Consider the following 11,730-nt stretch of genomic DNA (forward strand, 5'->3'; position numbering starts at 1 on the left):
TGAATCCGGCGATACCCCCACGAGGCATCTTCCCTGACCAGACGCAGGACGAGGACGCGGATCGATCGAATGGTGCGTGGACGTCCACGCCGCTTGGACACGCAGGTCGCGGCATGGCGCCGCCTGAGCAGCTCACGATGCCAGCGCAAGACCGTTTCGGGACGGACCAGCAGCAGAAGGTGCCGCAGTCTGTCTTTGGGCAGGTGGTACAGAAGGCCGGCGAGCACAGCGCGATCACTGTCGGTGAAGGCAGGCTTGCCGACTTGGCGCTGCAGGACAAGCAATTGGTGCCGAAGCACGAGGATCTCGATGTCCTTGTCTCTGTCGCTCATCGGCAGAAGGCGTAGGAACGCCAGGGTGTTGGTCGCGGCGAGATAGGCCAGGCGCAGCAGCACGACAGATCATGATGCCGTCGGGGCCTTGTGCAGGTGAAGACGCCGGGGTGAGCATCGGCCAAAGTCGAAGATCTCTGATCAAGCTCTCACCTGCGGGAATCTTTTACCGGCACCCGCACTCGTTGCGGGTGGCGATCAGGGACCAGGCGATGGAGATGGTGATGGTGGCGGTGATGAAGCCGAGGGTGAAGGGGATGGGCAGCTTGCCGACGGGGGTCTCGGACAGGATGAGCTTGACTCCGGCGAAGCCGAGCAGGATGGCGAGGCCGTAGTGCAGGTAGGTGAAGCGGCGCAGGAGTCCGGCGAGGCAGAAGTACAGGCTGCGCAGTCCCAGGACGGCGAAGGCGTTGGCGGTCCACACCAGGAAGGTGCTGGTGGTGATGGCCAGGACGGCGGCGACGGAGTCGACGGCGAAGACCAGGTCGGTGGCCTCGACGGCGACCAGGACCACGAACAGCAAGGTCGCCACCCGGCGTCCGTTGACGCGGGTGACGAACTTGTCGCCGTGGAATCGCGTGTCGGTTGGGATGATCTTCCTGACGAGGCGAACCATCGGGTTGCGGTCGGGGTGGACCTCCTCGTCCTTGGAGAAGGCCATCTTCCAGCCGGTCCAGATCAGGAACGCACCGAAGAGGTAGGCGGTCCAGAAGAAGATCCGGAGCAGTTCGACGCCGACGAAGATGAACACCAGCCGGGCCGCCAGCGCCCCGATGACGCCCCAGAACAACACCTTGTGCTGATAGGCGTCGGGGACGGCGAAGAACGAGAAGACCAGGGCGAAGACGAAGATGTTGTCGATCGACAGGGCCTTTTCGATCAGGTATCCGGCGTAGTAGGTCTCGGCTGCGTCCCCTCCCTGCCAGGCCAGCATGACGAGGCCGAAGCCGAGGCCGGCGGCGATCCAGATCGCGCTCCAGATCGCCGCCTCGCGGAAGCCGATCACGTGGCTTTCGCGGTGGGCGAGCAGGTCGACCGCGAGCATCACGGCGATGCCGACCATGATCGCGGCCCACACCCACAGCGGGACGGGGAAGGACAGGTCCTTCACGGCGATCGTCCATCCTTGCCTGCGAAGGGGCCCGGTTGAGCTTCACCGGGACCGGTGGTCACAGCAACTGGCGACGGCGTGACGAGCGGTGTCCAGGGGGCCGGGGCGGCGGTGTGGACGGGCGGTCCGCCGCGGATCGCGGCGGCTTCCCCCAGGGTGTCCGCGTCCAGCCCGGGCGGCCCGTCGCGAGAGGCGACCACCACCGCCGAGCGGTGCCGGGCGGCCAGGTCCAGCAGACCGGTCGCCGCGCGCAGTCGGCTGCCGCGCTGGACGGGCGGCTGGTACGCGACCGGGATGTACCCCAGACGCCTTCGTCCGACGCGGGGCAGGACGCGGGCCAGCACCGCCCGCGCCGCCGGACCGTCCGGCCGGGGCGTGGGCCACGGGGACGGTGGCAGGACCGCGACCAGCAGCAGTGGGAAGCCGTGCCGGACGGCCAGGCGGGCCGCGGTGTCGGCCACCGCTACGTCGTCGAGGCGGTCGGTCAGCACCGCTGTCACCGATAGCGGAAGGGAGGCCCGGCCCCGCGCCGAAGCGCCGGAGCCGTGGGCGGGAGTGAGGAGGTAGAGCTCATTCATGACGGAATCCTGTCTTCCGGATATGAGGGAACGTTCCTCACCAACCACGCCCGGGTCCTGCTCCACCTCGCGCGTGCCCCCGAGATGCGGCTGCGTGATGTCGCCGCCTCGATCGGCATCACCGAACGCGCCGTCCAGGTCATCGTCGCCGACCTCGAAAACGCCGGCTACCTCACCCGCACCCGCGTCGGCCGCCGCAACCGCTACGCCATCGATCCCACCATCTCCCTGCGCCACCCCGCCGACGCCAAGCACTCCGTGGGTGACCTGCTGAACACCTTCCTCCACCGCGAGACCACTCCGACCGGACAGGCAGGGCATGAGCAGTCGGCGTCCTGATACCGGACGACCGAGAGCCGACCGACAGGCCCGGGGCGTCGACGGCGGTCAGGCCGAAGGGTGCGAGTTCTCGCCACCCGTCCGCCCCCTTCTACTCTGCTCTGCCGCAGCAAACCGGCATGTACTGCGGCACTACCTGACGGTTTGCCAGGCGACAGAAGCCCAATGGGCCGACCCTGAAGCGGAAACGCTGCTATCGCCATCCTCGTACCACGCTCTCGCACTGGGCCCAGCCCAGAGCATTACCCAGCGCTACAGGACAGATTCGTCCTGGGTGATCGTCCGGTTCTACGTCGTCAGGTGACACGGTTGATCGGCGGACACTCCCATCGTGCGTCGATGACCTCGGGGCGTGGGAGGTACATGCGCAAGCCGATGAACCACACGCCCTGCCTCGGTGTGGGTAGCCAGTTGGGCTCCCGGGTGGGACCCGGTGACTCGGACTGCAGGTGGACGACCAGGCTTCCGTCCGCTTCGGTGACCAGCCCCGGGGTGCGGTCGCCCAGGGAGTAACGGCCGATCGGATTGGGGACCAGATTCCGGTCCTCGCCGTAGACGGTCAGGGACCAGAACGCCTTGACGGGAGGCAGACCCCCTGGTTCGAAGCGCAGTTCGTACCGTCCGGTGGACAGCTTGTCGCCGTCCGCGTCGTGGAAGGCGACCAGGTAGACCGCCTCCTCGGGATCGTTGGCGGCGACACCGACCAGAGACTGCTCCGCAGCTCGCCTCAGAAAGTCGTCCCCGAACCGTCCCATCTGGGGTGGCGGGTAGCGCCAGCCGTTGATGACACGGGCCCATTCGCCACTGAGCAGTTGCTGTTCGAGCATCGGTACGCCGGTGGCAGCGGCCCGGATCAGGCTCTGCTTGACGGATTCGGGCTGATCTTCGACATCGAACCCGGGCCCGATGCCGATCTCCGCGAACTGCTTGAGCAGAACCTCGTGGTGCCGGGGTGGCGGATTCTCGGCGAGCATCGCGTTCAGGGTCTTCCACGGCCCGAGGGGGTCCTCTGTCACGTCGATCGGTTCCAGCACGTCGCGGCGCTCCGGGACGTGCGCTCCTTTCCTGCCGAACAGGTGGAGCGGGGTCAACCGGTACCGACGCTGAAGCGTATGAACCTTCGAGAGGTCGTGCTCGCCTTCGACGAGGGTCCGGCCGACGATCAGGATCCAGGGACTGGGGGCAGTCGCCGTGCGGCGCACCCCTTCGGGGAGGTCTCCTGTCCATCCCGGCCCGACGAGGGCGAAATCACCGGCATGCGGTCCGGTCGCGCGCCGGCCCACGTAGTCGTAGTTGTCGGAGGTGATGCCGACCAGTTCGAAGGTGAAGTAGCGGTCGCCCATGTCCGGGTGCGAGAGGACGACGGGTTCCTCGCTCAGATCGACCCAGGCGAACGAGTACAGCGTGTCGTTGTTGGGGGCCAGGCCCTCCCGGTCGGAGGCGTCGAAAAGCCCGCGGGAGTGCCAGAAATGGTTGACGGCGGCATACGGTGTCGCATCGGTGTCGGGCTTCCGGGTCACCCACCGATGGCGAAGCCGGGCGTTGTAGATGTACGGGAACCCATAGACAAAGGCCTGTTCGCCAAGCGTATAGGCGTATTCCCGGCGCCAGTCGCCGACGTGGCCGGTCAGCACCGGCTCCACCGACTGCCACATCAGCGGCAGCGCCCGTGATGTCCTGCGCGCGCGGTCGACCGTTGCTCCTGGGTGGCGCACGGCGTCCGCCGCGGCCCTGCCGGTCGCCGTCGCCACCCGGCCGACGCTCGACGCTACGCCCGTGAGTTGGTGGCGCAGTCGCTGTACGGGACGGTTGCTCGTGGCAGAGGTCATTACCGCACTCCTCTCCGGCACGGCTCCCACATATCCGGCCGAACGGCCGACCACCGTCGGCGATGCGATCCCGGTTGCTTCTTGCGGGCGGGCCGGCGAGCTGCGTCGTGCGCCGTGCTTCCTCGGTGTCGGGCAAGTTGCTCCTACCGCCTGGCCCACTGACTCGAGTAGAGCACCGCAGCCAGGACCCGGCAACCGCACTCAGTCCCACCGCCCACAGGAGCTGACACCGTGTTGACCTCGGGGTTGAGGGGCCACGTAGCTGATGGACACGGCACGACTGCCCGCGTGAGGCCGTACGGCGTCGCCGGAGCCGGGATCGGGCGTCGCACGACCTTTGCCGGGTGTCCGGGTGCGGCGGTTCACTCGAATTACGGGGCGTGGCAGGTGTGCCAGTCTCCCGGACATGCGATCAGGCGGTGACCTGCGCGTGTCTGCTGGGAAGGCGTTCCGCAAGAGTCCCACTCCAGCCGGCGAATCTTGGCTGGAGTCGCACAGAGCGGGCGCACGCGGCCGGCCCCTCGTCCTGGACGCCATCGAGGGCCTGCGTGAAGCCGAACCGTGGCCCGGTTTCGACACGATGGATCCCGGACACATCAAGCTGCACCTACGTGACGTTCCCGTGAGCGTGGTCCGGCAGGCGTGGGAGTACGAGCGGCGTCACAGGAACCGCCAGACGGTGACCAACGCAGCTCAGGAACGTGTAGCCATGTGACGATGGCCGCAGCCCTCGTGTGCTTGCTGAGACCGACGGATGAGTTGCCTGCCGGAGCCTGCCCTCACCGGCTTCAGCAGGGGCCGCCCGCGCCGTCGCCCCGTGGCCACAAGGTCATCGAACCGGCCCGTGACTGGTTCACCGACGACATGGCCCCAGATCTCCGGCGCTACTACGGCCGCCCGGTCCACGGTCAGGATGCGTCGGTGCGGAGCCTGCATGAAAATGCACTTGTGCAGGGCCGTACCAGGCGAGCGATGTGCGCGGCCGCCCGATCCGTGCCCCCCACCGGCAGGTGTCGGGGGCGCCCTGCGGTCCGCAGGGAGGGATAACCGTGGGCCGCTACGCACGTGTCGTGGTCAAAGTCAGCGGCGAGGCGTTCGCGGGGGCTGCCGAGGCAGGGACAGATCCGGCACGTCTGGCCCAGTTGGCGGACGAGGTCGCCTCGGTTCACGATCTCGGCGTGCAGATCGCGGTGGTCGTCGGGGGCGGCAATTACTTCCGGGGACGCTTGGCGGGGAGCTGGGGCATCGGGAGGGCCGAGGCGGATGACATCGGCATGCTCGGCACGGTGATGAACGCCCTGATGCTGCGCGGCGCGCTCACCGCACGCGATGAGCCGGAGGTGCGGGTCATGACGGCCATGGCGATGGAGAGCATCGCTGAGCCGTTCATCCGGTTGCGTGCGGACCGGCACCTCCGGCGCGGCCGGATCGTCCTGCTGGCCGGGGGCACGGGGCAGCCGTACGTGACCGCCGACTACGCCGCAGTGCAGCGGTCCCTGGAGCTGTCGGCCGATGCACTTCTGGTCGCCAAGCGGGGCGTGGACGGTGTCTACGACAGTGACCCCAGGACTCATCCGGACGCCAAGCGGTACGGCCACCTCACCTACCGCCAAGCACTGGAACGGAAGGTAGAGGTGATGGACACCAGTGCCTTCGTTCTCGCCGAGGAGCAGGGGCTGCTCATGCACGTCTTCGACGTCACGGCGGCAGGCGCCATGCAGGCGATCTGTGAAGGACGCGACATCGGCACAAGCATCACCTGCTGCTGACGGCATCTGCTGTTGACCGCCACAGGGAGCCGCCCGTGAACCGCTGGCTGCGGCTGACGCTGCTGGGTGTGGGGGCGATGAACTCGCCCCGGTTCGCCCCCGCCGGCCTGCTGCTGCAGTACGCCGGGCACGTTGTGGCCTTCGACGGCGGCCCCGGGGCTGAGCCGCCGCCCGGCCGGCTCGACGTCTGGCTGGTCACCGACGAGAAGTCGGAGCTGAGGTCCCGGCTGCGCAGGCTCGCAGCCGCGTACGGCGTCCGGATGCGGGCCGGGGACGTGGAGCTCGGCGCCGTACGGGTGCGGTGCCATCCGGTGGCGCACACCTCGCATCCCACCTACGGCTACCGCATCGAGACACAGGGGCCGACGGTCGTGTGGGCGCCGGAGTTCTGGGAGTTCCCCGAGTGGGCTGCAGGGGCCGACCTGATGTTCGCCGAGGCTGCCGGGTGGAACCGCCCGATCCGGTTCCGCGGCGGCGTGGGTGGCCACGCGAGCGTCCGCACGGTCGGCGAGCAGGCCGCACGGCACGGTGTGCGGCGGCTCGTCTACGCCCACATCGGGCGGCCCACCCTGCGGGCGATCGACGCCGGGGCGAAGCCCGAGGTCGGGGAATGGGGTGGCCAGGGCCGCACCTACTCCTTGCGGGTACCGGCCGGAGAAGACCGGAAAGGACCCGCGGTGACGAGACGACCGGGCCGGTTCGGGGGTACGCGGCGGTGAGGATCCGGGAACGCCGACCCGCGGACCCGCGGCCCGACGATGCCAATGCTCCCGGCTGTTTCTGGTGCCTGTCCCGCGCCCCTTCACATGGCAGGAGGCCGCGAATGGAGCTCGTCGAGGATGGCCCTTGCCTCTTCCGTATCGAGCGGCACGGTGACATGCGGGTGCCAGGGGTGGTGTTCGCCCCCAGGGAGTTGCTGGCCGATGCGGAGCAGTCGCTGCGGCAGGTGGTCAACGTGGCCACCCTGCCCGGGATCGTCTGCGCCTCCTACGCGATGCCGGACATTCACTGGGGCTACGGCTTCCCCATCGGCGGCGTGGCGGCGACCGTCGTGGACGAAGGCGGTGTGGTCTCGCCCGGCGGCGTCGGCTTCGACATCTCCTGCGGGGTGCGGCTGCTCGCCGCCGACTGCGACCGGCGGGAGTTCGAGCGGGCGCTGCCCGCGGTGATGGACGGCCTGGGCCAGGCGATCCCGCGCGGCGCGGGACCCGGCGGCGTGTGGAAGCCGGGCGGACAGGGGGAGCTGGAGCGGATCCTGCGGGCGGCTCCCGGTACGCGGTGGAGCAGGGGCACGGTGAGGAGCGCGACCCTCACCGGAGGGCCGGGACTGCCTGGGTGTGATGGCCGCGGCCGCCGACTACGGCCGTGCCAATCGCCAGCTGCTCACCGACGGGGCTCGCCGCATCTTCCGTCGCGAGGCCGGCACCCGGCTGTCCTTGGTGCACGACGTGTCGCACAACGTCGCCAACCCTCGAGAACCCGCGCGGTACGAGAGCCGGGTGGCGGCAACCGACCCCACCGCAGCCCTGCTCAGAGGCATCACGCCGCTCAGCGGGTGGGGTATCGGCGGTCGCGGGCTGACACCGCACAGCGGCGAGTGAACTGCCCTGGTGGGCGTCCCGACCGCGCCCGCCCGCTTGGAGGGCGCGGCTGCCCTCGTCCTCGTCACAGAGGCGGGTCATCGCCGTGATGTGCCGGCTGCCGTGTCGGTCTCGGGCCGAAGGTGATTCGTGACGTCGACGACTCCGTCGACGCTCTCGGACAGGCGTACCGCGATGGGGATGAGGCTCTCCTGCGGCACGGTGCCGCTGAGTGTCACCCGTCCATCGGTGACCTGGACGGTGACCGTGCCGGGCTCCAAGCCGAGGGCGCGGGTCAGGACCTCCGTCGTGATCTCCTCGCAGATCGTGAGGTCTCGCCGCAGGAAGACCCGCAGCAGGTCGCCACGGCTGATGATGCCCACCAGCCGACCGGCGTCGTCCACGACGGGCAGCCGTTTGACGTGGTGACGAGCCATGGCGCGGGCTGTCTCCACGACCGACCACTGGGGCCGGGCCGTGACGGCAGGGCTGGTCATGAGCCCCTCGGCGGTCAGCGCATGGGCCTTGGCGCGTTCCGCGGGCAGGAGGTGCGCGGCGGCCAGATGCCCGCCAGGATCCACCTGGCTTTCCTGTTTGCGCAGCAGATCCGCCTCCGACACCACGCCGACCGCGCGGCCCTGGTCGTCGACGACGGGTACCGCGGTGACGTCATGACCCGCGAGGTGCTGGGCGATGTCCTTGAAGCTCGTGTCCCGCCGCACACTCACCACGGCCGTGGTCATGAGCTCTCCGACCAGGCGATGCAGCATGTCCCGCTCCCTTCTCGGACGCTCGCGGCACAGGTCCTCTCTCCACTGTCCGCCTCTCGGAGAGCGCCCGCACTGTCCACGCGTCCTGCGCTTACCATGTGGGGCGAACGAGGACCGCCACCGGTCACCTCCGTCGAGTGGCACCGGCCCGAACTCGTGGCCCGGCTCGCCGACCGCCGGCAGTCCATGGCCGGTCGCCTGGAACCGGTCGACCAGGAGGAGCCTGCCCGGGCCGGGACGGCAAGCGGCATCCCCGGCTGAAACCGGATCACCGCAGGGCACCGCCCGCTTCGTGCCCGTGTTGGGCTACTCCTCCCCGTAGAGCCGGTCGAGGTCGACGAGCACCACATGTCCGTCGGCTTCGGCCACGCGGAGCGCGGGAGTGAAGCCGACGCCGCTGTAGCAGGCGGGCCGGGCGTGGGTGACGTCCTCGCCGGCGGCCGCGAGGAGGTCGAGGAGGCGACGGAGGTGTTCCAGGTGGTGCAGGTCCATGACCTCGTCCCAGCACGCCACTCCCACCGAGAGCAGGGCCCCGGAATCGGCGTCGGTGCGGCCGTGTACGACCACGTCCGCCTCCGCGCCCGGACCGGCATGGCGCGCCGTGCCGGGAACGGAGCCGTGGGCCGCCGTCGCGGGGCGCGCCCCGAAGACGGTCGGGTCGGCGAAGTCCATGACCCAGTCCCGGCAGATCTGGGCGAAATGGGGGCGTGCCACGGCGGAGTCGAAGACGGGACGTACGCGCCGCCAGACCTCGTCGGCGTCCTGGTGCTCCAGTGCCGAGCGGTTCGGCCAGAGGGCCGCGTGTTCGAAGGCCAGCAGAGGCTCGGCGATACGCAGCCGGATCAGGTGCGGTCGGAAGGCGTCGGGTTCGCTGTGCAGCAGACCGTTTGCCTGCAGGAGCGCGAGGCAGTGGGAGACGTCGGTGAGCGAAGTGCCGAGGCGTTCGGCGATCTCACCGGGTGTCGAGCAGCCGGAGGCGATGGCGGTGAGCGTGGAGTGGCACAGCGCACGGTCCCAGTGGTTGGTCTCCTCCTGCAGCAGGTGATGTGCCTCCAGGAACAAGGGGGTCCGGGGGTTGAGGACGGTTCTGCACACCCAGGCGTCGAAGTCGTTCGGTCCGCCGGGAGCGTGGTCTCCGGCGTAGCGCCGGTAGGCGGGGGTCCCGCCGACGACAGCGTGGACGAGCAGGGCGAGGCGGGGGTCGTCGATGCCCCAGAACCGTGCGGCCTGCCGGAGGTCCAGAGGCCGCATGGTCAGTTCCAGACCGGCCAGTTCGCGCAGTGGTGAGGCCGCGCCGAACAGCCGGTGCATCAGCGGCAGGGCGCTGCCGCTCAGCAGCAGGCGCGCGCGGTTGTCCCGCCCTTCGTCGCGCAGGCGTCGGTAGGCGCCGTGGATGATGGAGGGCAGCGCGGGACTCTCCCGTACGAGGTCGGGGAACTCGTCGAGGACGATCGGGACGGGCCGCCGGTCGCCCAGCGTGAGCAGGGCGTCGACGGCGTCCTCCCAGCGGTGCCAGTGACTCGGAGGCGATGTGCCCGTGTATCGGGCGAACTCGTCGCCGAGACGGCGCAGAGACTCGGCCCGAGCCGCCTGCTGCGCCCCGAAACAGAAGCCTCCCAAGGCTGTGGTGAGTGCCTCCAGAAGGTATGTCTTGCCCTGCCGCAGCCGTCCCGACACCACGCCGAGACCGGCTCCGGGCCGGGCGTCACAGGCGAACGCGACGAGCGCGTCCCACTCCGCGTCTCGGTCGAAAACCCTTTCCGGCTTCGCGGGACGAGAGACGTCCGACAGCGACACGGCCACTCCCCTCGCTCGGCAGCGCTCCTGCCACCAGTACAACGTCCAATGCCGGACGCCGCGACATGCGCGCCCACGCATGGTCAGGCCGGTCCGAGCCTCCGGGCTCGAAGCTCTCCCGGGACAGAAGCGTGCTGTCCGGCGCGCAAAGTGGCATCGGTCGTGACTGCGTTGCAGCGTGCTCAGGCAAGCGCGCTGCTGCTCAACCCTCCCGTCGACCTGCCCGTGCGGCTGTGGATCGGCTCGGAGCCGACGCAGATCGCCCTGTCGGCCGCCGACCTGGAGTCCTTCGGCGTCCTCGGCTTCCCGGAGGAACCTCCTGGCGCGGCCCTGATCCGCGCACTGGCGTGCACCGGCGCCGAGTTGGTGGTCGTGCCGTGGGACGAACTGCCTCTGGAGGACAGGGTGGGAGCGTTGCTGCGGTACACAGACCCGGGGGCGTCGTAGTGACGCTCCCTCGCGCGGCCGGGGCGACGGCGGTTCTGCTGGGTGCCGGGAAGAGCTGGTGAGACATGTCTGAGGGGCCGGTGGTCGTGGGCACGGACGGCTCGTCCGGAGCGGCACACGCACTGCTGTGGGCGGCGCAGGAGGCAGCCCTCCGCCAGCAACCCCTGCACATCGTCTACGCCGTCGACCTCGACCTGGCGGAGCGCCTGTCCGCCAACACCTCCCGGCTGGTCCGCGAGGCGGCCCGCTCCCTGCTCCTGTTGCGGGTGGCCGCCACGGTGTCGCACGCCGCGCACACCGCGGTGACGCTCGTCGTCGGTTCGCGGGGGCTGGGCGGTTTCTCCGCACTGCTGCTGGGGTCGGTCGGGCTGACGGTGGCCGCACAGACGACGTGTCCTGTGGTCGTCGTCAGGGGTGCGGAGCGGCCGTCGAGCGGGGTGGTCGTGGTGGGGTACGGAATGAGGGGGATCTTCCAGCGGTTCGCTTCGCCGGGGAGATGGCCAGGCGGCGGAAGGCGTCCTTGCGTCCACTGAGCGCGTGGTCCTCCGGTACGTCGGGACCATGGCGCCTCTGCCCGACGCGGTACGGGTGGCCTTGGAGTCGCAGACCGCCGCGAGCACCCGCATGCTCGGCTTGGTCCAGGGGGAGTTCCCGGACTTGGAGGTGACCGAAGAGGTGGTGAGGGGTCCGTCGCCGGCTGGTGAACTGGTCGCGGCGTCCCTGCACGCGGATCTTGGCGTGGTGAGCGCACGCAGGCCCGCGCACCACGCCGGCCGCACGCTGGGCCAGGTCACGTACGCCGTTCTGCAGCACTGTGGGTGCCGGAAAGTATGTCCACGCTGGTCAGGCTGCATGTCGGTACTCGTGGAGGGTTCCGCGACAACGCTGACGCGCCGGAACACGCCCACCCTCCATCGGCATCGGCCCGCACATCTGGCGCGAGGCTCTCTCCCGCGTCACGGCCGCCGACCGCGAGGCCACCGCGCAACTGCTGAACGGGCGCTACGTCCTGTGACCTTCCCCTTCGCCGTTCCGCTTCTGCCGTCCCCTCAGACGCCGAGCATCCAGCCTGATCGTGTCGTCGCCGCCTCCACCGTCTGGTCGATCCTGAAGAAGGCCGGGATCGACCCGTCGCCACAGCGTACGGACCGCTCCTGGGCCACCTTCCTCAAAGCCCA

Annotated in this window: 12 protein-coding genes and 2 pseudogenes; 8 read left to right on the plus strand and 6 right to left on the minus strand. The window is 69.7% G+C overall.

From position 1 onward, the window contains the following. The 3 genes and pseudogenes from LCH29_RS42970 to LCH29_RS42980 all read right to left on the minus strand — a co-directional run. Positions 1-395: pseudogene (locus LCH29_RS42970) on the minus strand (integrase); the annotation flags it as partial. Between the two features lie 103 nt (positions 396-498). Continuing rightward, positions 499-1,443, minus strand: coding sequence for a TerC family protein (locus tag LCH29_RS42975; RefSeq protein WP_446467121.1), 945 nt, complete (start codon positions 1,441-1,443; stop codon positions 499-501). Continuing rightward, on the minus strand, positions 1,440-2,021 hold the full coding sequence (locus LCH29_RS42980) for a universal stress protein (RefSeq protein ID WP_446467122.1): 582 nt from the start codon (positions 2,019-2,021) through the stop codon (positions 1,440-1,442). The genes LCH29_RS42975 and LCH29_RS42980 overlap by 4 nt, the downstream gene beginning before the upstream one ends. 6 nt (positions 2,022-2,027) lie before the next feature. Here LCH29_RS42980 and LCH29_RS42985 point away from each other — a divergent pair, with 6 nt between their 5' ends. Further along, complete coding sequence (locus LCH29_RS42985; RefSeq protein ID WP_446467132.1) at positions 2,028-2,360, plus strand: helix-turn-helix transcriptional regulator; 333 nt, start codon at positions 2,028-2,030, stop codon at positions 2,358-2,360. A 296-nt stretch (positions 2,361-2,656) separates the two neighbouring features. Here LCH29_RS42985 and LCH29_RS42990 read toward each other — a convergent pair whose 3' ends face one another. Further along, positions 2,657-4,348 carry a DUF1254 domain-containing protein gene (locus LCH29_RS42990; protein ID WP_446467123.1) on the minus strand — a complete coding sequence of 564 codons (1,692 nt, stop codon included), beginning with the start codon at positions 4,346-4,348 and terminating at the stop codon, positions 2,657-2,659. 890 nt (positions 4,349-5,238) lie between these two features. Between LCH29_RS42990 and pyrH the strand changes: the two genes are divergently transcribed. From pyrH to LCH29_RS43010, 4 genes and pseudogenes are all read left to right on the plus strand, one after another. Beyond that, positions 5,239-5,958 (plus strand): UMP kinase, encoded by a 720-nt coding sequence (gene pyrH / locus LCH29_RS42995; protein ID WP_446467124.1) that lies wholly within the window; start codon positions 5,239-5,241, stop codon positions 5,956-5,958. Positions 5,959-5,993: 35 nt separating this feature from the next. Continuing rightward, positions 5,994-6,677, plus strand: a complete 684-nt coding sequence (locus LCH29_RS43000; protein ID WP_446467125.1) for an MBL fold metallo-hydrolase — start codon at positions 5,994-5,996, stop codon at positions 6,675-6,677. A 275-nt stretch (positions 6,678-6,952) separates the two neighbouring features. Beyond that, positions 6,953-7,165: pseudogene (locus LCH29_RS43005) on the plus strand (RtcB family protein); the annotation flags it as partial. A gap of 133 nt (positions 7,166-7,298) precedes the next feature. Beyond that, complete coding sequence (locus tag LCH29_RS43010; RefSeq protein WP_446467126.1) at positions 7,299-7,559, plus strand: hypothetical protein; 261 nt, start codon at positions 7,299-7,301, stop codon at positions 7,557-7,559. Between the two features lie 77 nt (positions 7,560-7,636). Here the strand turns inward: LCH29_RS43010 and LCH29_RS43015 are convergent, their stop codons facing one another. Continuing rightward, positions 7,637-8,308 carry a CBS domain-containing protein gene (locus LCH29_RS43015; RefSeq protein WP_446467127.1) on the minus strand — a complete coding sequence of 224 codons (672 nt, stop codon included), beginning with the start codon at positions 8,306-8,308 and terminating at the stop codon, positions 7,637-7,639. A 96-nt stretch (positions 8,309-8,404) separates the two neighbouring features. Between LCH29_RS43015 and LCH29_RS43020 the strand changes: the two genes are divergently transcribed. Continuing rightward, entirely contained in the window at positions 8,405-8,569 is a 165-nt protein-coding gene (locus tag LCH29_RS43020) for a hypothetical protein (protein ID WP_446467128.1), read from the plus strand. A 45-nt stretch (positions 8,570-8,614) separates the two neighbouring features. Here LCH29_RS43020 and LCH29_RS43025 read toward each other — a convergent pair whose 3' ends face one another. Then, a complete protein-coding gene (locus LCH29_RS43025; protein ID WP_446467129.1) occupies positions 8,615-10,105 on the minus strand; it encodes an ATP-binding protein in 1,491 nt (496 codons plus the stop codon). A 162-nt stretch (positions 10,106-10,267) separates the two neighbouring features. On the opposite strand from LCH29_RS43025, the gene LCH29_RS43030 reads away from it, so the two are divergent. Both LCH29_RS43030 and LCH29_RS43035 read left to right on the plus strand, forming a co-directional pair. Continuing rightward, complete coding sequence (locus LCH29_RS43030; RefSeq protein WP_446467130.1) at positions 10,268-10,552, plus strand: hypothetical protein; 285 nt, start codon at positions 10,268-10,270, stop codon at positions 10,550-10,552. 65 nt (positions 10,553-10,617) lie between these two features. Continuing rightward, positions 10,618-11,085, plus strand: coding sequence for a universal stress protein (locus tag LCH29_RS43035; protein WP_446467131.1), 468 nt, complete (start codon positions 10,618-10,620; stop codon positions 11,083-11,085). The last annotated feature ends 645 nt before the right edge of the window (positions 11,086-11,730 follow it).

Source organism: Streptomyces sp. BRA346 (assembly GCF_052851135.1).

Bases quoted from the DNA above. Each gene is read 5' to 3' on its own strand.
- LCH29_RS43010 (WP_446467126.1), top strand. From the start codon at position 7,299: ATGGCCGCGGCCGCCGACTACGGCCGTGCCAATCGCCAGCTGCTCACC.
- LCH29_RS43015 (WP_446467127.1), bottom strand. From the start codon at position 8,308: ATGCTGCATCGCCTGGTCGGAGAGCTCATGACCACGGCCGTGGTGAGT.
- LCH29_RS43035 (WP_446467131.1), top strand. From the start codon at position 10,618: ATGTCTGAGGGGCCGGTGGTCGTGGGCACGGACGGCTCGTCCGGAGCG.
- LCH29_RS43020 (WP_446467128.1), top strand. From the start codon at position 8,405: ATGTGGGGCGAACGAGGACCGCCACCGGTCACCTCCGTCGAGTGGCAC.
- LCH29_RS42980 (WP_446467122.1), bottom strand. From the start codon at position 2,021: ATGAATGAGCTCTACCTCCTCACTCCCGCCCACGGCTCCGGCGCTTCG.